Source organism: Fibrobacter sp. UBA3629 (assembly GCF_002374005.1).
Lineage (GTDB): Bacteria > Fibrobacterota > Fibrobacteria > Fibrobacterales > Fibrobacteraceae > Fibrobacter.
The window spans coordinates 84,658-109,219 of the sequence record NZ_DFLC01000040.1; the positions used below are offsets into that span (position 1 = coordinate 84,658).

Sequence of the window (24,562 nt, forward strand, 5' to 3'; positions counted from 1 at the left end):
CAGAGCGCATTACTCGTCACCTCGGTCATATCGGCATGCAAGCATGCCGCTGCGACGCTCGGTTCCTAGTAATTTTCAGCAGTGACTTCGAAGAAGGACTGCGGGTGGGCGCACACCGGGCATGCAGCCGGAGCCTTGGTGCCGACGACGATGTGGCCGCAGTTGCGGCATTCCCAAACCTTGACTTCGCTCTTCTCGAACACGGCGGCAGTCTCCACGTTCTTGAGGAGGGCGCGGTAGCGCTCTTCGTGGCGCTTTTCGATGGCGGCGACCATGCGGAACTTGTTGGCGAGAGCCTTGAAGCCTTCGGCCTCGGCGGTCTTCGCGAAGTCCTCGTACATGTCGGTCCATTCGTAGTTCTCGCCATCGGCGGCAGCCTTCAGGTTTTCGGCGGTATCGCCGATGCCTTCCAGTTCCTTGAACCACATCTTGGCGTGTTCCTTCTCGTTGTCGGCAGTCTTGAGGAAGAGTTCAGCAATCTGCTCGAAGCCATCCTTCTTAGCACGGCTGGCGAAGTAGGTGTACTTGTTGCGGGCCTGGGATTCACCTGCGAAGGCGGCCTGGAGGTTCTTTTCGGTCTGGGTTCCGGCGTACTTGTTTGCCATATTGTATCCTTTTGTGAATTGTGTCTCTACATCGTAATATAGATTATTGGATTGTCCGAGAACGCCAACACACAAAAAGCGACCGGTTTTATCCGGTCGCAATGGATTTAGAATATCCAGGGTTCGAGCCTTAACAATTTACCCGTTCGCCTTCTTGAAGGCTTCAACGTTCGCCTTGAACTCGGCGAGGTATTCCTTGGCCTTCGCGGCGACCGCCTCGGGCACGTAGCCGAATTCCTTCTCGAGCACGCTAGCCGGAGCGGATGCGCCGAAGCGTTCCAGGCCGCAGGCCTTGCCAAAGCCACCAACCACGCGGTCGAAGAGAACCGGGAGGCCACTGGAGAGAGCGAACACCGGAGTCCACGGCACAATCACCTGGTCGCGGTAAGCTTTTTCCTGCTTGAGGAAGAGAGCCGGGCTGATCATGGAGACGACGCGCACGGCCTTGCCTTCGGCGCGGAGGAGTTCAGCGGCCTGGTGTTCCAGCAGCACGTCGGAACCGTTCGCCACGAGAGTGAGGTCCGGGTGGGTGCCAGCGGCGGTATTGTCGCTCACGATGTAGGCGCCCTTGCGGCAGGCCTTCGCGGCTTCGTAGCGGTTTTCGCCGGGGAGCGTGTTCACCACCTGGCGGGTAAGGATAAGCGCCGTCGGGCTGTCGTTGTTCTCGAAAGCCATTTCCCAGGCGGCGAGAGTCTCGAAAGCGTCTGCCGGACGGAGCACGAGCATTTCGGCCTTGCCGTTTTCCTTCGTGAGGTCTTCGAGCAGGCGGATCTGCGTCTCGTGTTCGATGGGCTGGTGCGTCGGGCCGTCTTCGCCCACGCGGAAGCTATCGTGCGTGAACACATACTTGACGGGCAGGCCCATGAGGGCGGCCATGCGGATAGCGGGCTTCATGAAGTCGCTGAACACGAAGAACGTGGCGCAAATCGGGAACAGGCCCTTCTGCAACGCGATACCGTTCATGATGGCGCCCATCGTGAGTTCTGCAACACCCACTTGCACGAACGCGCCCTTGAAGTCGTTCGGGCGGAAGATGCCCGTCTTGTTGAGGAACGCCTGCGTGTTGTCGGAGTTGGAGAGGTCGGCGGAACTGCAAATGATGTTGTGGAAGTTTTCGGCGAGGTAGCCGAGAACCGTACCGCTCGTGACGCGGGTAGCGACCCCTTCCTTGATGGGGAGGTTCGAGAGGTTGAGCACCGGAGCCTTGCCGGAGAGCCATTCATTGAGGGTCGCGGACTTCTCGGCATTCGCCTTGTCCCAGTCGGCCTTGGCCTTCTTCCATTCGGCGACTTCCTTGCGGAGTTCGTTCGCACGAGCCTCGAAGCCCGCCTTCACGTCGTCGAACACCTGGAACGGGTCGTCCGGGTTACCGCCGAGGTTCTTGACCGTAGCGGTTGTGGAAGCACCGGCAGCGTTGAGCGGCTGCCCGTGCGTAGAAACTTCGCCTTCGTAGCTCTTGCCGTCTTCGGCGACTGCGCCCTTCGCCATCGTGGTGTGACCGTACACGAGCGTCGGCTTTTCCTTCTCGGCCCAGGCTTCCTTGAAAGCCTTGCGCAGTTCGGCGATGTTGCTGCCGTCGCATTCGATAACGCGGAAACCCCATGCCTTGTACTGGCCGACGAAGTCGTGGCTCATCACGTCTTCGGTCTTGCAACTGAGCTGCACCTGGTTCGCGTCGTAGAAGAAGATGAGGTTCGAAAGCTTGAGGTGGCCCGCGATGCGGCCCACGCCGTAGGCAATTTCTTCTTCGAGGCCGCCGTCAGAAACAAGGCAGACAGTCTTGTGCTCGAGGATGGAACCGAAGCGTTCCACCATGAAGCGTTCGGCGATGGCGGCGCCAAGTGCGATGCCGTGGCCGATGCCGAGCGGGCCCGAGGAGTTCTCGATGCCGAGCATCACGTCGAGTTCGGGGTGGCCGGGAGTGCGGCTGCCGAGCTGGCGGAAGTTCTTCACGTCGTCGAGCGTAAGGCGGCCGGTGAGCACGAGCTCGGAGTACAGGAGCGGGCTCATGTGGCCCGGGTCCATAAAGAAGCGGTCGCGGCCCATCCATTCCGGATCGTCCGGGTCGTAGCGCAAAAATTCCGCAAACAAAAGCGTCGTGGCGTCGGCGGCGCCCATCGCGCCACCCGGATGCCCGGACTTCGCCTTCTGCACCATCGCGGCAGAAAGGATTCGGACGTTGTCGGCTGCTTTCGTAACTAGGGAGTCTTGCACGGTAAAACCTCTTGGGTGTTGATTTTTACGCGCCAAATGTAGTTTTTTTTACGCTTTCTCTCAAGGCTTGATGCCCCCGTTAAAGTTCGATAACATAAAAAGTTATATTTTGCAAGCAACCAAGAAAAAAGCATTATGGCTTCCAACATGAAGATTAAAGATCCTATTCTATTGACACTCAAGAACTTACTGCACCCAGCAGGCCTTATCGGCCTGGTTATAGCCCTCATCATTCCGGCCCTTATCTGGTTTCTCGGTCGCCCCAGCGGCGGACACAAGGAAATCATCCGCCAGCTCGACCTGAACCTCCCCCTCCCGCTGTTCCTGTTCCAGTTCGCGGCCGCCATCATCCTGTTCGCGTTCCTGAACAAGGATTTCCGCGAATGGTTCAAGGGTATCCTCCCGCCAAAACCTTTCAGCATCCTCGCCATAGCGGTGGCCATCGGCATCGCCGTCTTCGCGGGTACCCAGATAGAAGCCCGCCACCGCGTCCAAAGCGACGAAAGCGTGTTCATGTCGGTCGCCCAGAACATGTACTACAACCACGAATCGGGCACCTGCAACCAGGGCGTTTTCGAAGACGGCAACCTCAAGTGCTTAGCCACGTCGAACAGCTTCAAGACGAAGGGGCTCGCCTTCCTCTACTACCTCGGCATGCACGTGTTCGGCACCGACCTGCACTGGATTTTCAACGCCGAGCTCCTGATGCTTCCGCTCAGTTTCCTCTTGATGTTCCTCGCGATTGTCGCCTGGACGCGCCAGCCCCTGCTCGCCTTCCTCGCAGCCCTACTCATGGCACTGCAGCCCACCGTGCTCTTCCAGTTCCGCGCCATGTCGGTGGAACCGCTCTACATTTTCCTCTCCGCGCTCTCGCTATTCATTTTCAAGTGGGCCTACGACCGCAACACCGTAATGCACTGGGCGCTCCTCGCCCTCAGCCTCGCGTTCTTCGCGCAGACCCGCCAGGAAACCGCATTCTGCCTGCTTTCATTCATATTCTTCGCCTTCCCGAAAATCCTCGACAAGAAGGATTTCAAGGCGCCCACGTTCTTCGTGACGCTCTCGCTGTTCTCGGTACCTGCACTGCTTACCATCAGCTACTTCCAGGGATTCGGGTTCCAGGGCGGCGAATTTGAAGCCCACGGACATTTCCTCGAAGACCTGAAACGCAACTGGATCGAGATGACCCGCCCCCTCAAGGAAAACGGCGAACTCGAGAACCCGTTCCTCACCTACTTCAACTACCTGTTCGCCATCGGCGGAGTCTACCTGCTGTTCCGCGCCATCTACGACGCCACAAAGGGCAGCCGGTTCTACCTGTGGACGCTCGTGTTCCTTTTGCTCTACCACGTGCAGACCTACATGATTCTCGAGAACGTCTCGGGAGACTTTAGCATCCAGATTAACCAGCGCTACAGCCTGGTGATGCTGCCCAGCATGGCCTTCGTGGGGGCTCTCCCCATCGCGCACGCCATCGAGTATTTCGCAGCATCTGCAAGCAAGAAAGAAGCAAAGCCGCTCGCATTTGCGGGCATGGTCATCGTCGCCATCGTCCTCAGCGCATGGACATTCCACTACAAGGAAGACTTCAACAAGAACATCATGTATAACCACAACCACCTGACCACCGAGGAATACGGAATCCTCGGCTGGCTCAAGGAGCTGCCCCAAAAGGACCGCTACTTCATTTACGGGCGTCCCTGGCATTTTGTGGGATACGGGATTTCTTCCATCCACTATGACAGGGCGCGCCAGATGTCGACGGAACAGCTGAATGAGCTTGTCGACAAGTACAAGGGCGAAGTCTACTACATCCGCGGTCTCGACTGCTGGGACAGCCAGACCTACCACAAGAAGGCGGTAGAGCACCGTATTCCAACCACCTGCGATGTGTTCGAACGCGAAATGGACCTCGTGGGCGTGAAGAACATCCTGATTACCAACAGCTACTGGGTGCAAATCGCGAAGTTCAACGGTCGCAAGCAATACAACCCCACGAACATCATCCAGGTTTCTGAACCCACGAGGGGCAAGGTCACAGCAGCAAACGACAGCGCCGCCGTAACTGCAAGCGAGAGTGCCTCGGAAAATCCAAGCGAATCCCCGCTGCTCCTGAATTACAAGCTCAAGGAACAGGCAGAAGCGACCCGGAACTGGGCACTCCGGATTACGCTTGACAAGTTCCTGCTGAAAGATACAGTCTACGCCCCCGGAGAATACAACGTTCTGGTGGGTTATGACAAATTGCAGCCCGGTTACAACACCATCCGCTACATCGTCACGGACACGGAAAAGCGCACGAAGCTTGCCGATGTTTCAAAATACTACTTCAACGATGCCGGGGGGACAACTCGCCTTCCGCAGTCGATACTCGTCGAGCACCGCCAGGACTGGGGCAAACTCCACTGGGGCAAGAGCATCGAGAACCACGACATGATTCTCGACGGCAAGCACTTCGCCGAAGGATTCTCGACTCACGCCGCCTCGGAAACATCGTTCAATCTCGAAGGCAAGTACCGCGCGTTCCGCACATCGTTCGGGCTCGACGACGAAAGCCTCTGCAGCGAGGGCGTTTCGGTGCAAATCATCGGTGACGGGAACGTGCTTGCCACGAGCCCCGTATTCCAGAACGGAATCATCCACACGCTATCAGCAAACACCGAGGGAGTCCAGAAACTCACCCTCAAGACTATACCCAAGGGGAGCATCGACTGCAGCCACGTGGACTTCGTCCATCCCGTCCTGATTCCTTAATTACTATTATTTAGCCATGCTTTTATCTGTCATCATTCCCGTCTTTAACGAAGAAGAAATCGTTGCCGAAACCTACCGCGTTCTCGAAGAAGAACTCAAGGATATCGAACACGAACTCATTTTCGTGAACGACGGTTCGAAGGACAAGACGCGCGAAATTGTCGAGGGACTGCTTCCGGGCAATCCGAATAACAAGATTATCAACTTCAGCCGCAATTTCGGGCACCAGGCTGCCTTCAGCGCGGGGCTCGACCATGCAATCGGCGATGCGGTGGTGATTATCGACGGCGACCTGCAGGACCCGCCAAGCCTCATCCACGAAATGCTCGCAAAGTGGCGCGAGGGCTACCAGGTCGTCTACGCGCAGAGGAACAAGCGCAAGGGCGAAACCATCTTCAAGCGTTTTACCGCGTTCTGCTTCTACCGTATCATCGGCAAGCTCACAAGCATCGAAATTCCGCCCGATACCGGTGACTTCCGCCTCATGGACCGCTGCGTGGTGGACCAGCTCAAGAACTTACCGGAACGTAGCCGCTTCTTGCGCGGGCTTGTCTGTTGGGTTGGCTTCAAGAAGATTGGCGTCAAGTATGACCGTGCCGAACGCACTGCGGGCAAGTCCAAGTACCCGCTCAAGAAGATGCTGCACCTCGCCTTCGACGGCATTACCGGATTCAGTTCCGCCCCGCTCAAGGTCAGTTTCTACATGGGACTTTTTGCAACCGTTGTCGGTTTCGGCGTATTCGTATGGTCCATCCTCGAAAAAATACTGAGCCCCGCGACGACAGTCCCCGGCTGGGCTTCGCTCATGACGGCCATCGTGTTCTTTGCGGGCGTGCAACTCATGTCGATAGGAATCCTCGGCGAATACATCGGCCGCATCTACGACGAAGTCAAGCAGCGTCCGCTATACATCGAAGATAAGAAGAACTAGCAGTCATCCAAAAGCAAGTCATCCCGGAGCCATCGGCCCCGGGATTTATACGGTTATATGTAGACGTTTAAATTAGGCGCAATACTATGAAAGCTAACGGCAGCTTGGATTTCGTATTAAGCGAATTGGATGATATTCAGCTACAGGGAGTTTAACGATTGATCCAGTGAGATCTTTTTTTATACAAAATGCATCCGACTCGTAAAATGCATCCGACTCGTCATATATTGCATCCGCAAACAACCAGAAACACGCTGGATATTCAGATTCTTCCACAGTTTTGAAAACCGCACCTTTTGCATAATGGCCCGATGGAACTATATCAAATTCAGCGGCATTCGTCCCTTCCATCCCAACAGATGCGAGTTTATCTACACCTCCAACAGTTTCTATTAATGTATTTACATCTGATTCTGTCGGAAGAATCCATTTGCTATCGTATGTGCTACACTTTTCATCAATTTGTTGCGAACTATTCCAAGTAAAATAGTTGCCATATACCCTGCAAAGAGCTTTATTTCCATCATAACACTTCTCTGCGACGCCAAAGTTATAATAATAGAGTAGGTTCTCCGCCATCCAAGTCTGGTCGCCTATTGTTACAGTCACATAAGTGCTGTCATAGATTTTTTCCTTTGAAAGTTTAATCGACAGAGAAGAACTTCTCGGTTCATTAAACATATTACCACTTGGCTGGACACAACGAACAGGTAACATTACCGACTTATCTTCAAAACCTATATTTACACTGACAATTTTGCCAGCCCCACCGTTTTTCTTAAGCGAAAAGACTTCGGCATAACCACCTGTAGTGTCACTGGTCCAATACATGCCCTCTTCGCCTACTTTGTGCCATTTAGTATAAAGGAAATAACCTGCCAAAGCACCACTATCATTAAAAGATGTGCTATTTTCTAAATTACGAGACTTTCTAATTTCCTCAGATTTCGGCAAGCGCCACCCATTCGGGCAAGCTTTCTTAGCCTCTGACCATGTGAAATATTTGGGAGCACCATTCCATTCACCTGAAGAATGCCCCCAAACACTGTTTACCAAATCCTGGTCCATCCAAATATAATTGTTATGTCTCACATAGCTTGAAGTGTATGTTTTACTATTGATCACATAAGTGAAGCTTCCGCTCGACCCGAAACTGGACGACGAAGAAGAGGTCTCCGAACTACTCGATTTTACCGAACTGCTCGACTTCGCGGAGCTACTAGACTTTGCGGAGCTGCTAGATTCAGCAGAGCTACTGGACAATTTCTCAGAACTCTGGGTCGGAACCGCTTCCGAAGACTGCGGTTCGGCACCGCTCGATGTCGGAACAGAAGATGACGACGGATTATCAACATCCGAAGACGAAGGCAACGGATCATCGTCTCCCGACGACGAAGAATAATCAACATCGTCCACATACTCAAGCGCCCCGAAGTTGTTGTCGAACTCTTCCTGGTAGTTGCTGCAAGCCGCAAAGAGGAAAGCGAGGATGAGCGCAAAAATCTTTTTCATAGTTTCCTCCCTAGAATGCGATGCTCAGCCCGAGGCCGATTCCACCCACAATAGCGATGCCGATACCCGCAGTGCGGAATTTCTGGTACTTGCCGATGTCGTCATGTCGCTTATTGAATTCTTCGCGCGAAGCCGGTTTCTTTTCACTTTCGGTTTTGGCCTTGTTGTTGTAAACCACAGCAAGCGTCGTGCCCGCAACGAGCATCGCCGCCGAAATACCGATAAGCACCCAGTGCGTGTCTCCCGACTTTTCCGCTTCGGGAATGCCGGTATCGACCTTGTCGCCCGCCTGCGGGGCAGCTTCCGCTACCGGGGCAGCATTTGTTTCCGTTCCCGAGGCGGTCACCACCTCGGATGCAACCGTCTTCGTGTTCATCTTGGGCATCGCCTTGATGGCCGTAGAATCGCGACCCCAAATCCAGCGGCCCACGAGGTCGTTGCTCGCCTTCTCGAACTCCACGCGGCCCTTGTAGGTGGCCATCTCGCCGTCGCGCCCCTTCGGGAAGTTCACCGACTTGTCCTTCATGTCCACCAGCAGGTGTGCGTTCTCCTTGCCCGAAGGAATCTGCGTCACGTTGAAGAGTTCGGCGCCGCTCAGGTAGTACGCGCCCGCCACCGGCCTGTTCAGGTCCAGGTAGAGCGAGAGGTCGCTCGTATCGAGCACCACCTTCAGGTTCGTCTTCGTATGCAAAAGCGAGTCGTTCATGTGGTCGAGTGCCTGCACAAAGAGCGGTGCAAACTCGTCGCCCGACTTACGCAGCACAATGTCACCGCACTTCGAGAGCCAGAGTTCGGTAAAATGCTTCTGCTGGTCCATACGGCGTTCGTCGTAGCGCAGCTTGAAGTTGTAAGATGCATCGAAAGCGCCCGCATGCGAGAGCGGTTCTAGGTCCACGCCGCCCTCAATTTTCAGGAGGTTCTCCTTGCTCGCGATAATGCGGGAAAAAGCGTCGGTACAGGCGTCAATCTGCTGCGTGCGCTGTTCCAGGTCGTTCGCCATGGTCACCACGCCCAGGCGCAGTTCGCCGGTCACTTCCATGTAGCGCGATTCGAATTCGGGGAGTTCCACGGCATAAAAATGACCGCACTCCTCGTCTAGCACGTCGTTTATAGAAACCATGCTACACCGGTCGTTCATTTTCGCGATGCGGTTCGCACGGATAATCAGGGAATCAAGTTCGGGGTTATCGCTCCCGATGCCCGCCTTCAACTGTTGCAAGTCGGCCTGTATCGCCTGGAACTCGGAGGCGTCCTTCACAAAGATAGATACAGTCGGGTCGGCAAAGGCCATGCCTGCAAGGCACGCCAACACAACAGCAATAAAACTAGATTTCATAGAATCTCCTAATCCCTTTCGCCAAGTGAATATAAATATAACAATCGCAAAACTTTTTTTTAACAACATCGCGGAGCTCTTGCGTCATATCACATCCTCGGCTTTCATTTATTTGAGCAAAATCAAATTCGCGGAGCCCCTTTTGTCAAAAATCACACCCGCGGGCCCGATTTTACTAAATTTTACATCATGAAGAACAAACTTTTCGTGATGAGTGCCGCGAGCGGCGCAGGCAAGACCACCCTCAAGGACAAGGTCATTGGCGAATTCCCGGACATCGTGTATTCCATCTCGGCCACCACCCGCGCCCCCCGCGAGGGCGAAGTAAACGGCGTGCACTACTTCTTCAAGACGAAGGAAGAGTTCGAGCAGATGATCAAGGACGATGCGCTGGTGGAATACAACCTGGTGCACGGCAACTACTACGGCACTCCCAAGTTCTTTGTCGAGGACATGCTCCGTCAGGGCAAGCGCGTCCTGTTCGACATCGACGTGTTCGGCAAGGTGAACTTCGACAAGGTCTACCCCGACGCGACCGGCATCCTCATCCTCCCCCCGAGCGAAGAGGAACTCGAACGCAGGCTCCGCGGCCGCGGCACCGACTCGGAAGAAGTCATCCAGACCCGCCTCCACAATGCGAAAAAGGAGATGGAATTCGCGAAAACGCAGGGAAAATACGAATATACCATCGTGAACGACGACCTCGAGAAGGCCGCAAATGAGCTCCGCGCCATCCTAAAAGGTGGCAACTAGCCCCCGGGCAGGGAATCCGCAAAAGTCTTTTTTTGGCGATTTTGAAGAAATTTCGCCAAATTTTATAGTTTTGAACGTTAATTTATACGTAAATGACGGAAAAATTTACATTTCCGTCCTTTACACACAAATGGTTTATTTCTATATTGCCCCGGCAAAAACAACAACCCCGGTCTCCGGGAACCCCAAAAAGAGGTTAAAATGGCAACTGTTATCCGTCTCGCCCGCTTCGGCAAGCGTCACAACCCCATCTACCGCGCCGTCGTCATCGACAACCGCAAGGCTCGCGACGATAGCTTTATCGAACAGGTCGGCTTCTACAACCCGAACCTCAAGAAGGCCGATATCCGCTTCGACCAGGAAAAGATCCTCAAGTGGCTCTCCGTCGGCGCCCAGCCGTCCGACACCGTCCGCAACCTCCTGAAGCAGGTCGGCATCCTCGACCTCTTCCACGAGATCAAGGCCGGCCGCTCCATCGAAGGCAAGACCGCCACTCCGCGTCCGGAAAAGAAGAAGGCCGTGAAGCTCGGCCCCAAGGCCCTCGCCAAGATCGAAGCCGAGAAAGCCGCCAAGGAAGCTGCCGAGGCCGCTCCCGCCGCCGAAGCTCCGGCCGAAGCATAATCAAGCTTTGCTAAAGAGTCCTGTGCCCCACGCACGGGACTTTTTTTATCCCCCGAACACTTCAAACCACTATAAGATGTCCGATTCCGAAGCCTACATCACCGTCTGCCAGCTCATGCGCACGCATGGCGTGAAGGGTTACATCAAGGCGATGCCCCTCACCCACGACATTACGCGCCACAAGAGCCTCAAGGACGTGCGCCTCAAAAAGACGAACGGCGAGGAACTGGACCTGCGTATCGAGGATTCCAAGCAGGCGAACGACATCTGGCTTTTGAAGTTCGAAGGCTACGACACGCCCGAATCGATCGCGCACTTCGTGAACGGCGACGTGATGATTCCGGAATCGGAGAGGCTCCCCGCCCCCGAAGGCGAGTACTACATCGACGACCTGGAAGGCTTCCGCGTCCATACCGAAGACGGCAAGGACATCGGCGAAGTGCTCGAGGTGCAGGAACTCCCGACGGTCAACGCGTTCCACATCAGGTTCGACGACGCGTTCCAGTCCGAATTCAGCAGCAAGTCCATCCTCGCCCCGTGGATAGACGACTGCGTGCTCGATATCGACGAGGACGGAGAGTTCATCGTGTGCGACGCAGCCTACCTGAAGGCGCTCTGCCCCGAGGACCACTCCTCGGAAGCGCTGCCCGAGAACAGCGGGGAGGCATGATGGTCATCGACTGCATCACCATATTCCCCGAGATGTTCGCCCCGATGAAGCAATCCATCATGGGGCGTGCACAGGCGAAGGGCCTCATGGAATTCAACACGGTCTACCTCCGCGACTTCGCGATAAACGACTACGGCCAGGTGGACGACGTGCCCTACGGGGGCGAACCGGGCATGGTGCTCCGCCCCGAACCGCTCGCCGCAGCCATCCGCAGCACGGGCGTAAAGCAGGACGGAGGCAAGGTCATCTACCTCACGGCAGACGGCGTGCCCTTCACGCACAAGATTGCAGAGGAACTCTCACACGAGACCCACCTGGTGCTCGTGTGCGGGCACTACAAGGGCATCGACGACCGCATCCGCCAGACCGAGGTCGACATGGAGATTTCCATAGGCGATTTCGTGGTCAGCGGGGGCGAACTGCCCGCAATGCTTTTGACCGATGCCGTGGTGAGGCTCATCGACGGAGCGCTCGGGAACCGCGAGAGCGGCGACACCGACTCCTTCGCGCAGGGCGTACTGGGATGGCCGGTCTACACCCGCCCCGAGGTTTTCGAGGGAAAAAAGGTGCCCGAAGTGCTGCTTTCGGGCCATCACAAGAACATTTCGGAGTGGCGGAGGCAGGAATCCTTGAAAAGAACGCAAGAAAGACGCCCCGACATCCTTGAAAAAATCAAATTAAATGCTAAATTTGGCGACAAATAATTAAGAGGTACACATTATGTCCCTGAACATCGAAGCAATCCACAACGAAAACGTGAAGTCCGATATTCCGGCTTTCCGCGCCGGCGACACCGTTACCGTGAACGTCAAGGTCATTGAAGGCACCAAGGAACGTATCCAGCCGTTCAAGGGTGTCGTGATCCAGCACAAGAACTCCGGCATTTCCAAGACGATCACCGTCCGCAAGATGTCCGGCTCCGTGGCCGTCGAACGCATCTTCCCGGTCAACAGCCCCCGCATCGACTCCATCGTTCTCGACCGCGCCGGCAAGGTCCGCCAGTCCCGCATCTACTACATGCGCAACCTCCGCGGTAAGGCAGCTCGTATCGAAGAACGCGAGGCCTAATTAGGCTTCAAGGGGTAGTTTCCCGATGAACGGGAATTCCCGGCAGCAAGTTATCCCGCCCACGCATTCGCGCGTGAAGGCGGGTTTTGTTGTATATTCTCCGGACTCCGGAAATCGGGAACTCATCATCCTCGACGAGGGCGAACTCGTCGCCGTGGACAAGGCTGGCGGCAACCGAACCGTCAAGTTCAAGATGCAGCCGGGCGATATCGTCGGTGTGGCATCGCTTTTCGAACGCGAGCCCCTGCGCTACACCATCGAGGCTTCCGTAGATTCCGAAATCACCGTGCTCTCGGAAGAATGTCTCGAGTCCGAGCTCAAGAACATCCCCGTCTGGCTGCTCGCCATCCTGAAGAACCTCGCCGTAAAGACTCGCCTGCTAAAGGAAACCGCACGCACGACCCCGGTCGAGAATACGCTGATGAGTCTCGCGGAATACTGCGCCCACCTGGAATCGGGGCACAAGTACGCATTCGAAGATCTCGTCCGTGAATTCAACTGGATTACCCGCATCCCGGCAGCGACCATCAAGGAAGACGTGAAGGCCCTTGCCCGCCGCAACTTCATTGCCATTTCGAAAGACGGCGATTCGCTCTACCTGCAGGTCCACAACGCGATGCTCATGCAAATCTATTCGGACTACCTGTTTGCGCAGGACGAAGGCATCTCATGGGAACCGCTCCGGCTGAGCCTCCCGCAAAAACGCATCCTCGTGCACCTCACCACGCTCGACGAGACCGTCGAGATGGAAGCTCCCGAATGGATATCGCTCCTGAACGAGAGGGAACTCCCCATCGATGTCGCGCAGTGGATTACGCTCCAGGACCTGGGCTGCTTCAAGGAAGGGCTTTCGAACAAGTTCCACATCGACCTCAAGAAGATTGAATACTTCCTCACGGCGCTGCGTTACGACTCCAACCTCCGGGGGGCCGTCTGATGCTCGTCAAGGAAGGCGAATACCTGTTCCTCGAAGGCGACAAGGCATCGAGCCTCGTCATCGTCAAGTCGGGCATGCTCGTCGGCATGTCCAAGCAGCTGCGGCAGAGGCACTGGCAGAACTTCGGGCCCGGCTCGCTCATCGGCGAATTCAGCCTCCTCGAAAGCGCCCCCCGCGAATACACGGTCCGCGCCGCCGAAAATAGCGAAATAGTCTTCATCGAGCAGGCGGCACTCCAGCGTGAACTCGAACTCAAGCCTGCCTGGTTCCGCTCCACGCTTTCGTTTATCGCAAACCACTGCCACATCGCCGAGAGCAACCAGAAAAAGCACAAGATCGTGCAGGCGCTCCCGGCACTGCTGTTCCTTTTCAGCAAGCACCTTTCTACCTCGGGCGCGGACAACATCCCGGTTACGACCATCCGCAAGAAGATGCTCGTCCTCAACAACACGGATGCTTCCGACACAGACAAACTATTGCAGATTCTAGAGGGCATCGGACTTTTGAAAGTCGAAGGCGAAACGGTGAGGGTCTCCAGCCTCCAGATTGTCCCCATGCTCTACGAGGCCCTCCGCTACCGCGCCATCAACAAGCAGGTATCGCCGAACATCCTTTCCATCACCGACCAGCTCGTGCTCACCGCATTCGTAAAGGCCGTCCGCGACAACGGGATTCCGCTCAAGAACGGGCATGCCACCGTTCCCATGGATACGTTCGAGTCGCAGGCAAAAAAGACCCTGTTCGGAAGCACCCTTTCGATGCGCACGCTCGCGCCGCTACTGCAAAGCGGGACACTCCAATCCGAGCCTGCGTTTGGCGAGGAATCCGCCCTCGAAAACATCGAGAGCATCTCCGGCGACTTCGAGCATATCCTCGACCTGCTCGAACTCAACCGTATATTCCCGCTGCTCGACAAGAAGCTGGTATAGCGAATTTTTCTATATTTCCGCGCGAAACAAACAATCACCTTAAAACAAGGCTAAACATGAAACTTTCCGCACTCCTCGTGACCCTTTCCTCCATCGCCGCATTCGCCCAGGAAGCCGACCCTGCACAGCAGCCCGGCGGCGGCATCATGGGATTCCTTCCCATCATCCTCCTGTTCGTCGTGATGTGGCTCTTCTTCATCCGCCCGCAGAGCAAGGAAAGGAAGAAGATGGAAGAAATGCGCAAGGCCCTCAAGAAGGGTGACAAGATCATCACCACGGCCGGCATCATCGGCACCGTCACGAACATCGAGGATTCCACGGGCTACGTGACCGTGCGTACATCCTCCACGACCCTCATCGAATTCGAAAAGGGCGCCATTCTCCGCGTGCTGAACGCCGAAGCAAAGTCCGCCGAAGAAAAGAAGGACGAAAAGAAGTAATCCGCGACAAGGAATAACCCATGGCCCTCCTCCCCATCCGCATTTACGGCGACCCGGTGCTCCGCAAAAAAAGCGAGCCGATTACCGAAATCACTCCGGAACTGCGCCAACTGGCACAGGACATGCTCGAAACCATGTACGACGCCCCGGGCTGTGGGCTTGCCGCCCCGCAGATTGGCAGGAACATCCGCCTCGTGGTCATCGACACGGCCATCCCCGGCGAGGAGGACCCGCGTCCCTACATCATGTTCAACCCCGAATGGGAACCCGAAGAAGATGCGAAGCCCGTGGACTACGACGAAGGCTGTCTCTCTCTTCCGGATATCTTCTGCAATGTAGTGCGCCCGGACAAGGTGTGTGTGCGCTTTTTCGACATCAACGGCGAACCGCAAGAAATCCATAACTGCGAAGGGCTCTTTGCCCGCTGTATCCAGCACGAGACGGACCACCTGAACGGCGACCTGTTCGTGGACAAGATTTCTACCGCCGACCGCACGATGAACCAGTCCAAGCTCCGCAAGATGGCGAAAGAGACCCAGGCAAAACTGAAGAAGAAGTGACCGGCGGTTGGTGATTGGGTGTCCTAAATTTTCCGCGCTCTGCGTTTTCGCACTTTCGGCAATAGCGTTTGCCGACGATTTTGAACTGCCGGTTTTGCCCGAGACAAAACCCGTCCAGCAAGCTCTACCGCAGGACTCCGCCGGACAGAAGCAGACAAACGACGAATCCGATTACGGGGCACCCGTAAATTTCACACCGATCGAAGCGACAAGCGTCTCCGAAACGCACAACGCAAGCGCAAACTTGCCGGCAGGCGTCATCGCAAAAAAGATTCCCGAGAACCTGAACCGCCCCCTGAAAGTGGGAGTCTACATCGGAGTCAAGGAACTCTACCTGAAGCTCGAAGGCGAGACCATACACATAACCCCAGCGGGCAACAAGGTGAAGTTCCAGGGCAAGGAAAACGCCGCCACGCTCGACAGCAAGGAAATCTACGGCGAAGGGAATTGCATCTCTATCGCGCCGACGACAAAGGAACTCGCCACCGCGTGCTACCCCGGGCACTTCTACGTAAGCGCAAGCAAGGGTTTGATAAACGCAGTAAACGTGGTCGACGTAGAGGACTACCTGCGCGGTGTCGTGCCCTACGAAATCGGCAAGCTCGACAGCAGCAGGTTCAGTGCCCTCGAATCGCAGGCCATCGCCGCGCGCACGTATGCCTACAAGCACTTCGGCAGCCGCGAATCCATGGGCTTCGACGTGTACGCCGACACCAAGGACCAGGTGTACAAGGGCCTACAAAGCGCAACCCCACTCACCGACAGCGCCGTGAAGGCGACCGCCGGAATCGTGATGACCTACAACGGCGAATTCATCATCGCCTACTACCATTCCACCTGCGGCGGCGAAACCGAGACGCTCGCCACCTGGGAACGCCCCGACCTGCCCTACCTGAAAAGCAGCCCCGACCTGCGCCCCGACGGAACGCCCTGGTGCAGCGAATCGAGCTACAGCAAGTGGGAACGCAAGTTCGGCGACAAGGAAATGGAAACGCTCGCGAAAAAGAATGCGAAAGAGGCCAAGGCGAAAGCCCCGGACTTCAAGAAAATCAAGGACATCGCCATCAAGGATACGCTCCCGAGCGGAAGAATCCTCACGCTCGCCGTCGAAACAGACAAGGGCAAGTTCGAAGTCCGGGGCGACAAAGTGCGATGGCTGTTCAAGAAGGGCGGGACAATCCTCCCGTCGTCGTTCTTCAGGATAGAACACAAGAAAGGCGAATGGACAGTTTCCGGCAAAGGATTCGGACACGGGGTCGGCATGTGCCAAATGGGCGTCCGCGCCCGGAGTGCCGCGGGCCAAGATTTCAAGACCATCCTCACGCACTACTACCCGGGAATCACGCTGGAGCGGTTCGAGAAATGAGTGCCGAGGATCCGGTTTTTGCCGTAATCAGCCAGGGGTGTGCCGCAAATTTCGGCGACGGGGAACGCATTGCAAGGGCGCTAGCCACCCTACACCCGGATTGCCGCATCCTGTTCAGCCTACCGGAAGCGAAGTCAACCGCACAAGGAAAGCCAAGTCAGCAGGTTACGCCTGACGCCATCTACCTGAACGTCTGCACCGTGAAGGGCAACGCGGGGGCTCTGAAGCTTTTACGGGCCGCATCCGAATCGTTTCCGGATGTGCCGCTGTTCATCACAGGGTGCGCCCCGAAGGACTTCCGCGAGGAAGCCTCCAGGTTCACAAACAAAGTAGTTTTTACGGATTTAAAGGAAATCTCCGCCACCTCTGGAATTAGCAACCTTGTCGCGGAATCCAAAATTCCGATGCAAGGCAGGATCCTTCGAGAATCGCCGTTCACAGGAATCGTGAATATCGAGGAAGGCTGTCTCGACGCCTGCGCGTTCTGCAGCACGCACCTCGTGAAAGGACGTCTCAAAAGCTACGCCCCCGAAGGAATCGTCGAGCAGGTCAAACAGCTCGTAGCTGACGGTTGCTCCGAAATCCAGCTTACCGGCCAGGACTGCGCCTGCTACGGGTTCGACATCGGGACAAACCTTGCAGAACTCACGCAGGACATTCTCGCGCATGTTCCCGGCGACTACCGGATGCGCCTCGGCATGGGAAACCCGCGCCACATGCAGCAATACGCAGATTCGCTCTGGGAATGTTTCCAGGACGACCGTCTCTACAAATTTATCCACATTCCTGTGCAGAGCGGGAGCGACAGAATCCTGAAGGCGATGAACCGGAGGCACTCCGCAAGTGACTTTTTCCGGCTCGCCGACGAATTCAACACGCGCTTCCCGCTAGCGACCCTCAGCACCGACCTCATCGTCGGATTTCCCGGAGAAACGGACAGCGACTTCGAGGCGACACTCCAGCTGCTCCGTGACACCCGACCGACGGTATGCAACATCACGCGCTTTGTCGCCCGGCCGGGAACGGCCGCCGCGCGGATGGAGGCCGACACGGCACTGCGCGTACCCGACAGTATCAAGCACGAACGTTCCGCCGTGCTTGCCGCGGCCTTCCAAAAAATCGCGCAACAGAACAATTCCCGGTGGATGGGTCGCGAGTGCCGCGTCACCGCCGAAAAGGCGGGCCACCGGAGTGGCACCTCCATCGCGCGGAACGAGGCCTACCGCCCGGTAGCCCTCGTCGGCGACATTCCCGCAGGCAAGTCGCTAAAGGTCCGCATCACAGGTGCAGAACCCTTCGCACTCATCGGGGAAAAACAGGACTAGGGCGGGCCTCGAGCATATATAAAAAAGGCCCGGCTTTTGCCGGGTCCTTTTCAAGCTTGTCCTTCCGAACTAGTTTCCACGGCGGAGGTAGCCGCGAGTCGTCGTGTAGGAGGCGCGCTGGTACGGGGCATCCACGAACTGCGTGGCACCATTGCCCATGTAGGCGCAGTACTTGTAATGTTCCTTAATGATGGACACCTGGTAGATGTAGGGACCCGTGCCGAGCTTGCGGCCCTGCTGAGAAATCGGATACATCTTGATGGTCACCATCATTTCGGCAACACCGCTCGTCTGGACCGGTTCGCCCTTGTCCGGGAAGCAGTATTGACCCTGCAGACCAGCATTCACAACCGGGTCCGTCACCATCTGGCGGAACACGTTGGGATCCTTCACGCTTTCGGTGTACTGGCTGATGAAGTGGCCAAGGTGGTCAAACACGCGCACGTTCACCTGGAAAGGCTGCGACGTACGGAACGAGATGCTGGAGCAGCTTTCGGTGCCGTTCGCATCCGCATAGCAGCGGCCCATCACCGGAGTCCCGTTATCGCCCTGCACACCGTTGTTGTTTTTGATCTTGGCGTTCGGCCATGTCACAGCAGCACCGGCATGGCCATCAGCACCAACCGGAGCTCCCGTAATGGCGTCCCAGTTGTCCTTGAGCCAACCGTTCTGGTCTCCGCCATCAATAAAGTCTGTCGGAAGCGGAGTAATCAGCAACTCGGCAGTGGCGTTATTCTTAAGCATTCCGTCATCGGACGCTTCGGCCAAAGCCGTCAACTCATCCACATAGAATTCCGGACGGACAAGCGTCGTATCCTTCATGTCGATAACCGTAGTCGGGTTCACAATCAACTTCGTCGAAGCCCATTCCGTCGGGAAGCTTTCAACCGTCTTGCCCGCCGAAGAAGTGATGTAGACCGGAACCAGCTGACCCAATTCGTTTACCACGAACATCTTTTCGCTCCAAGCGTTATGCGCTTCGCTCAGAGGATCATTGTTCGGATAGTTGAACGCAATCATATCGCCACCCTGAAGGGACTTTTCTACGTTATTCTTGTCCTTCACTTTGCCCTTGATATCGTAGACAACACCTTCGGCACCCTTGTCCATGACAAATTCCACGCTGGTCACATACATGCCAAGCGTATCATAAGCGGCACAGGCACCGGCGGCAGCATCGTAGTTGGTGCAGTGCGCCACGACGAGGGTCGGAATCTGTTCCGAGTTGCCGCCTGCAATCATCATGGCAATCGTCTCGTCAGAAAGCGGCGTATTCAAAATAAGGCTTGTCGTCGCCACACCGTCGGTCACGGTAACAGCGGCATCCTTGACTGTCGGCTGACCATACTTGGTCGGAGCAAGTTCAGCAAGGGAAGTCTTCATGTACATGTTGGAACCGTCGGACTGGCGGTCCGCATAGAAGAAGTGCAGGTGATGCCAGGTATTGTCTGCCCAATGGACAGAGCCATCGCCCTTCGGCTGGCAGTTTTCACCCGTTCCCGTCTTGTTCGCAAGAGGAGGTGCCCCCAGAACGGCAAGGGCAGGGTCCGTCACGCAGCCATGACCATTCGCAGCAAGCGTCTCGATATCGACACGGCCCGGAGCGGCAAGGTGTGTACCGCCAAGGTCCACGGCAAGCACGCCGTCCACGAAAATCCACATATCGTCGTCACCCGTGAACTCGAAGATTTCGTGGTTCGGGGACTGGTTCTTGGAATGATACTTGAACTTGGCGTAACCCATCATGGTAAAGCCATAGTTGCGGAGGTGCTGCTGGCCGAGCGTGCCCGCACCGGTAGCGGCAGCCTGGGCGGCCGTCGGAGTACGGGGGCCACCGTTAGCAAGCCAGGAATTGCAGAGGGCATTGGTCTTCGAGCCCATCATGTCCGTCTGGTCACCCGCATACTGGTAATCATACGGCGGGCAGAAGATGGAGAGCGTCTGCGGACCCCACTGGTCACACTGGTCCGTCGAGCAGCCGCCGTTCGCCTTGGTCGCCATATCAATACGCATCTGCGTGTTCGTATCGACGATATCGAGCGGGAAGTATCCGCCGTTACTGTAGTTATAGTCAATGGAATAGACACCCGTAGATACAGACGGGAGGACCAGAACCGTGTTGCTACGCTTGCTCCAGCCGTTTCCGTCGGCATACCACTGGTCGAAGAACTGGTTGTCGCACAACGGAGCCCCGGTTCCCAGGATTTTCACGCCGTCAAGCATGTCGAGTTCTCCCGTAGCGGGATCGGGGATAAACTGCAGGTAGGACTGGACCATGCCGGGAGTATAATACACCGTATTAGCCCAGAAGTTCCCGTTGCACTTTGCACCGCTGATTGCGCCCGCCTGGTACGCTTCGTAACCGCGACGGGTCCATCCCCTGGCCGTCTTGTCGTTACATTCGCCGTACTTGAGTTCCTGGGCCGTCGTAACCCCCTGCAGGTATGTCGGCAAATACGGGTTCAAAACATTAGGCTTGCCATCCTGTCCAATCCAGGCACCGGCCTTAGAACGACCGTTACCGCAGGAATTGTGATAAGGAGCGAGCCCATACCACGCCTGGTCGTAACCGGGATAGTTCTTGGCCAAAATCTTGTTGCCGCATTGGCCACCACAGTAGTTTCCGTCACCCGTGCTGATGTATTCTTCGGAAAAGTTCTCGAAGTCCGGATGATTCACGGGGAAATCGCGAACGATGATATCCAAGTTCGCCGCGCCAGCGACATCGGCGTGAACCGGAGTTAATCCAAACAATCCGACAAAAGCGACGGAGAGTCCTGCTACCAATTTTGTCTTCATATAATCCAATCTCCACCTACTCAACATAGGTTCTATTCGTATATATACATACTAAATATAAACCAAAATCGACGATTTATTCTCTTTTTTTTTCAAAAAGCACCGCAAAAAAGCTGTTTTACGGTTTTGCGTGACAAAAAACATGAAGTTTGGACCTCCAGTCGGGGTCCAAACTTCCCTTTTCGTCAAATTTGTGTGACCCAGTTCTATATTTGGGACATGAACTGGTCCATTATTTTCGCCATCGCCATCGCGCTCATCCTGCTAAGGGTCCTCTACCTGCGCATCAAGGCCAACAGCCTGGAATCGGATTCCTTCAAGAACATGCTCCCCAAAGACAAGCTCGCCGTGCTCAAGGAATGCCTGCTCAACAACCCCACGCGCACCACCCTCGCAAACCTCGACACCTTCCTCAAGGAACAGGGAATCGAGACGGACACCGAAAGCTACCGTCCCTACATGGAGCGCCAGTTGCAGCTGTTGCGCAAAAAGAACGCAATCGCCGAAGACAACGAGCTATACGCCGAAGAAACCGCCTGGGTCGACAGGATCCGCCCCCTGGAGTTCACCGAAGCCGAGAAGGCTTTTGCCGAAGGAAACGAGGACTCGTTCGTCGACCACACGCTCGAAGGCATCTCGCGCCTCTATTCCGACGATGCCATCCTTGACGAACTTTCGAAGCTCGAACCACGCTATGCCAAGGCAACTTCCCTTATCGACGGCTACAAGAAACTCATCGCGCTCCGAGACGAAAGCGGCGCCGACGACAAGTCGCTCGAAGCGCTGCGCAAGCACCGCGATGCCTGGATGAACGATTTGCTCACCCGCACCTAGCAGTTAAAAAAAATTAGTTTGTACAAAAAAAATTCCCCGGCTAGGCCGGGGATAAAATTTTTCCGTTCGCGAGTCGATTAGAACCAGCGCCAGGTGAGGCCGAAGAGTACCATCGTCTTGTACTGGGCGTCGCGGTCCAAGTCCTTGTCGTAGGCCATATCGTAGCCGACCTGGAGTTCCACGTAAGGAACGAGCGTCACGGCGAGGAGGTTTTCCCACTTGCCGTCGATTTCGTCAATGCCCTTGAAGTTCACGAAAGCCCACAGACGGCTCTTGAAGCTAGCAATGTTGGAGAACGCATACTTGAATTCCGTGATGGATTCAAGGCCCGGTTCATCCTTGAACTTTTCGAACTTTTCCGTATCCTTGTCATCGGCAAAGCCATAGCCGTTGGAAATCGTCATGCGGTTAGCAAAACCGAGACGCTGGCTGAACATGTCGTTCGGGATGAAGGCCACACCGGCGACCTGCGTTTCATATGCAGGATCCATGAAGCTAGATACGGCCTTCTTCACTTCGTTGCCCTCGTCGTCCGTGCTGTAAGTATAGCCGGCGAGGAACTGGGTCTCGAAGCGGTTACCCGCGTAAAGCTTGAACTTCTCGGTGATGTTGAAGTCGACCATGGATTCCCAGAAGATCTTGTCAGCGGACTTGCGCTGACCAAGGCCATCTGTCCAGGTCTTGCCCACGGCGAGGTTCACGAGGTTGCGCCAGTTGGCCACCTTCCACTTGCCCGTCACGTCGGCATCGAAGGACACAAGCCAGGTGTAGTTGGAAGTTCCATCCTGCTGCCAGTTGGAGAAGTTGTAGTAGTTCCACTTGACAGCGGCGACCACATCGGCAGTCCAGTTCTCGGGAAGCGAGCCCTCGAACATGCCGCCTTCCGCCATGGCGGGAGCAGCAAATGTGCAAGCGGTAGCGCATGCCAAAAGAAGCGATTTTATTTTCATGTTGTTTTCCTCGTTTTGGCCCGGGCGTAACCCACAGGGCCGGATGTTCGTTTTAAAGATAGCACTTTTTTCGGCAAAATGGGCAGGCGTTTTCTATTATTGCACACATGACCCGCGTAGCCGCGACACTGATCCTGCTCCTGAGCATGCTCGCACATGCCCAAAACGCCTCTCCCTGGAGGTTCGAAGCCGGCGTATCGGCAGGGCAGCCAACCCCGGTCATGATAGAAGCGGGAATCGGCTACAAGGCGCTGACCCTGCACCTAGAAGGGCTCGGCATCCACAAGGGCGAAAACGACTTCTGGTGCGGATTCCGCGGCGGGTTCGACTGGACTTTCTTCCGCGAACTCCCGTTTAGAGTAGACCTGGGCGTCGGTGGCGGCTACGAATTCGCAGAAGCCCCCAACAAGATGCACCAGGCATTGAACAAGGCGAACGGGGCCATGTACCTCTACCCCTACAACTACAAGGAATCCCTGGACGTTTCCGCCGAAATACGGATCCACCTCTTCGGGTTCTTCACCCAGATCGCCTACCCCATCTACTACTTCATGAAGCACGACGAGCCCGCAATCCTCTGGCGGGCCGGGTACCTGGCAGAATTCTAATGCAAAAATCCCCCGGTTTTGAACCGAGGGATTTTTCATGCGGACAGGGCTGCCGAATTACTTCTTCGGGAGCTTGACTTCCTTGCCGAAGTCCACGTTCGTCTTGTTGCCGAGCAACAGGGCGCGCGTCTTGAGCGGAAGGCCGAAGCAGCGGATGAAGCCCGTCGCGTCCTTCTGGTCGTACATGTCGACGTCGGTGAATCCACCGAGGCCCATATCGTAGAGGCTGTAGGGGCTCTTGATGCCGGCCGGGATGATGTTGCCCTTGTAGAGCTTGAGGGTCACGTCACCGGTAACAACCTTGTTCACTTCGGTGAAGAAGGCGTCCATAGCCTGGCGGAGCGGAGTGAACCACTGGCCATTGTACACGAGGTTCGCGTACGTCATGGACATCTTCTGGGCTTCGAACAAAGTTTCCTTGTCGAGCACGAGCTGTTCAAGGCATTCGTGAGCCTTGTACAGGAGCGTGCCACCCGGAGTTTCGTACACGCCGCGGCTCTTGAGGCCAACGAGGCGGTTTTCGACGATGTCCAAGAGACCGCAAGCGTTCTTGCCGCCAATCTTGTTCAGGTATTCGAGGAGTTCGACAGCGCCCATCTTCTTGCCGTCGATAGCCACCGGATTACCCTTATCGAAGGTAATCGTCACGTGGTCGGCCTTGTTCGGGGCCTTTTCGTACGTGGCGGTGTGCTTGAGGAATTCGTACTTGTGTTCCTGTTCCGGGAATTCCAGAACGCCACCTTCGTGAGAGAGGTGCCACAGGTTGCCGTCTTCGGAGTAAATCTTCTTCTTGCTGATGCCGTTCAGCGGAATCTTGTGTGCGGCAGCGTAGTCGATAGCGTCTTCGCGGCTGTGGAACGTCCACTTCGGGTCCTTCCACGGAGCGATGATCTGGAGCTTCGGGTTGAGAGCGGCGTAGGTCAGTTCGAAACGGACCTGGTCGTTACCCTTACCGGTAGCGCCGTGAGCAACAGCGTAAGCGCCTTCCTTCTCGGCAATCTTCACCTGGTACTTGGCGATGAGCGGACGGGCGAAAGAAGTACCCAGGAGGTACGTGCCTTCGTACTTTGCACCGGCGCGAACGGTCGGCCAAACGTAGTCTTCAAGGAATTCCTTCTTGAGGTCGAGAACGTAGCACTTGCTAGCGCCGGTCTTGAGGGCCTTGTCTTCGAGGGCCTTGGCGTCGGGGAAGTCGTTCTGACCGAGGTCGGCAGCGAAAGCGATCACTTCGCAATCGTAGTTTTCCTTGAGCCAGGGGATGATGATGCTGGTATCGAGTCCACCGCTATAAGCGAGGACAACCTTTTTCTTGGATTCTTTCTTAGCCATTGTATTTCCTTTGAGAAAATT

23 protein-coding genes are annotated in these 24,562 nt (G+C 55.9%); 16 read left to right on the forward strand and 7 right to left on the reverse strand.

Translation table 11 applies throughout. The features are described 5' to 3' along the window. Positions 1–65: 65 nt before the first annotated feature. Both rbr and B2310_RS12165 read right to left on the reverse strand, forming a co-directional pair. Positions 66–605 (reverse strand): rubrerythrin, encoded by a 540-nt coding sequence (rbr, locus tag B2310_RS12160; RefSeq protein WP_173366184.1) that lies wholly within the window; start codon positions 603–605, stop codon positions 66–68. Positions 606–743: 138 nt separating this feature from the next. Next, positions 744–2,819 carry a transketolase family protein gene (locus tag B2310_RS12165; RefSeq protein WP_290732011.1) on the reverse strand — a complete coding sequence of 692 codons (2,076 nt, stop codon included), beginning with the start codon at positions 2,817–2,819 and terminating at the stop codon, positions 744–746. Between the two features lie 147 nt (positions 2,820–2,966). On the opposite strand from B2310_RS12165, the gene B2310_RS12170 reads away from it, so the two are divergent. Beyond that, positions 2,967–5,573 (forward strand): NPCBM/NEW2 domain-containing protein, encoded by a 2,607-nt coding sequence (locus tag B2310_RS12170; RefSeq protein WP_290732013.1) that lies wholly within the window; start codon positions 2,967–2,969, stop codon positions 5,571–5,573. Between the two features lie 16 nt (positions 5,574–5,589). Continuing rightward, positions 5,590–6,504 (forward strand): glycosyltransferase family 2 protein, encoded by a 915-nt coding sequence (locus B2310_RS12175; protein WP_173382378.1) that lies wholly within the window; start codon positions 5,590–5,592, stop codon positions 6,502–6,504. Positions 6,505–6,597: 93 nt separating this feature from the next. Here B2310_RS12175 and B2310_RS12180 read toward each other — a convergent pair whose 3' ends face one another. Continuing rightward, complete coding sequence (locus B2310_RS12180) at positions 6,598–7,572, reverse strand: FISUMP domain-containing protein (protein ID WP_290732016.1); 975 nt, start codon at positions 7,570–7,572, stop codon at positions 6,598–6,600. Between the two features lie 61 nt (positions 7,573–7,633). On the opposite strand from B2310_RS12180, the gene B2310_RS12185 reads away from it, so the two are divergent. Then, complete coding sequence (locus B2310_RS12185; protein WP_290732019.1) at positions 7,634–7,906, forward strand: hypothetical protein; 273 nt, start codon at positions 7,634–7,636, stop codon at positions 7,904–7,906. A gap of 120 nt (positions 7,907–8,026) precedes the next feature. Here the strand turns inward: B2310_RS12185 and B2310_RS12190 are convergent, their stop codons facing one another. Continuing rightward, positions 8,027–9,352: a hypothetical protein gene (locus B2310_RS12190; protein ID WP_290732022.1), complete on the reverse strand. Its 1,326-nt coding sequence runs from the start codon at positions 9,350–9,352 to the stop codon at positions 8,027–8,029. A 189-nt stretch (positions 9,353–9,541) separates the two neighbouring features. Between B2310_RS12190 and gmk the strand changes: the two genes are divergently transcribed. The 11 genes from gmk (at position 9,542) to B2310_RS12245 (ending at position 18,021) form a co-directional block, all read left to right on the forward strand. After that, the gene (gene gmk, locus B2310_RS12195) at positions 9,542–10,105 is read left to right on the forward strand and encodes a guanylate kinase (RefSeq protein ID WP_173366190.1); all 564 of its coding nucleotides are present in this window, start codon (positions 9,542–9,544) and stop codon (positions 10,103–10,105) included. Positions 10,106–10,306: 201 nt separating this feature from the next. Next, the gene (rpsP, locus tag B2310_RS12200) at positions 10,307–10,726 is read left to right on the forward strand and encodes a 30S ribosomal protein S16 (RefSeq protein WP_290732027.1); all 420 of its coding nucleotides are present in this window, start codon (positions 10,307–10,309) and stop codon (positions 10,724–10,726) included. Between the two features lie 76 nt (positions 10,727–10,802). Further along, positions 10,803–11,396, forward strand: a complete 594-nt coding sequence (rimM, locus tag B2310_RS12205) for a ribosome maturation factor RimM (RefSeq protein WP_173366192.1) — start codon at positions 10,803–10,805, stop codon at positions 11,394–11,396. Beyond that, complete coding sequence (gene trmD, locus B2310_RS12210) at positions 11,396–12,100, forward strand: tRNA (guanosine(37)-N1)-methyltransferase TrmD (protein ID WP_173382394.1); 705 nt, start codon at positions 11,396–11,398, stop codon at positions 12,098–12,100. The genes rimM and trmD overlap by 1 nt, the downstream gene beginning before the upstream one ends. A gap of 16 nt (positions 12,101–12,116) precedes the next feature. Continuing rightward, positions 12,117–12,464 carry a 50S ribosomal protein L19 gene (gene rplS / locus B2310_RS12215; protein ID WP_173382384.1) on the forward strand — a complete coding sequence of 116 codons (348 nt, stop codon included), beginning with the start codon at positions 12,117–12,119 and terminating at the stop codon, positions 12,462–12,464. A 25-nt stretch (positions 12,465–12,489) separates the two neighbouring features. Beyond that, complete coding sequence (locus B2310_RS12220; RefSeq protein ID WP_290732030.1) at positions 12,490–13,401, forward strand: cyclic nucleotide-binding domain-containing protein; 912 nt, start codon at positions 12,490–12,492, stop codon at positions 13,399–13,401. Beyond that, positions 13,401–14,330, forward strand: a complete 930-nt coding sequence (locus tag B2310_RS12225; protein WP_290732034.1) for a cyclic nucleotide-binding domain-containing protein — start codon at positions 13,401–13,403, stop codon at positions 14,328–14,330. The genes B2310_RS12220 and B2310_RS12225 overlap by 1 nt, the downstream gene beginning before the upstream one ends. A 56-nt stretch (positions 14,331–14,386) precedes the next feature. After that, entirely contained in the window at positions 14,387–14,770 is a 384-nt protein-coding gene (yajC, locus tag B2310_RS12230) for a preprotein translocase subunit YajC (protein ID WP_290732037.1), read from the forward strand. Positions 14,771–14,790: 20 nt separating this feature from the next. Next, a complete protein-coding gene (gene def, locus B2310_RS12235; protein WP_173366197.1) occupies positions 14,791–15,330 on the forward strand; it encodes a peptide deformylase in 540 nt (179 codons plus the stop codon). 10 nt (positions 15,331–15,340) lie between these two features. Beyond that, positions 15,341–16,696 (forward strand): SpoIID/LytB domain-containing protein, encoded by a 1,356-nt coding sequence (locus B2310_RS12240; protein WP_290732040.1) that lies wholly within the window; start codon positions 15,341–15,343, stop codon positions 16,694–16,696. Further along, entirely contained in the window at positions 16,693–18,021 is a 1,329-nt protein-coding gene (locus B2310_RS12245) for a MiaB/RimO family radical SAM methylthiotransferase (protein ID WP_290732043.1), read from the forward strand. Before B2310_RS12240 ends, B2310_RS12245 begins: the two co-directional genes overlap by 4 nt. Before the next feature lie 69 nt (positions 18,022–18,090). On the opposite strand, the gene B2310_RS12250 is transcribed toward B2310_RS12245, so the two are convergent. Then, complete coding sequence (locus B2310_RS12250; RefSeq protein ID WP_290732046.1) at positions 18,091–20,820, reverse strand: fibro-slime domain-containing protein; 2,730 nt, start codon at positions 20,818–20,820, stop codon at positions 18,091–18,093. A gap of 219 nt (positions 20,821–21,039) precedes the next feature. Here B2310_RS12250 and B2310_RS12255 point away from each other — a divergent pair, with 219 nt between their 5' ends. Next, on the forward strand, positions 21,040–21,654 hold the full coding sequence (locus tag B2310_RS12255; RefSeq protein ID WP_290732048.1) for a hypothetical protein: 615 nt from the start codon (positions 21,040–21,042) through the stop codon (positions 21,652–21,654). A gap of 77 nt (positions 21,655–21,731) precedes the next feature. On the opposite strand, the gene B2310_RS12260 is transcribed toward B2310_RS12255, so the two are convergent. Next, positions 21,732–22,604 (reverse strand): DUF3078 domain-containing protein, encoded by an 873-nt coding sequence (locus B2310_RS12260; RefSeq protein ID WP_173382391.1) that lies wholly within the window; start codon positions 22,602–22,604, stop codon positions 21,732–21,734. A gap of 107 nt (positions 22,605–22,711) precedes the next feature. Between B2310_RS12260 and B2310_RS12265 the strand changes: the two genes are divergently transcribed. Then, positions 22,712–23,212, forward strand: coding sequence for a hypothetical protein (locus B2310_RS12265; RefSeq protein WP_290732051.1), 501 nt, complete (start codon positions 22,712–22,714; stop codon positions 23,210–23,212). A 57-nt stretch (positions 23,213–23,269) separates the two neighbouring features. On the opposite strand, the gene B2310_RS12270 is transcribed toward B2310_RS12265, so the two are convergent. Then, positions 23,270–24,541 carry an argininosuccinate synthase gene (locus B2310_RS12270; protein ID WP_290732054.1) on the reverse strand — a complete coding sequence of 424 codons (1,272 nt, stop codon included), beginning with the start codon at positions 24,539–24,541 and terminating at the stop codon, positions 23,270–23,272. Between the last annotated feature and the right edge of the window lie 21 nt (positions 24,542–24,562).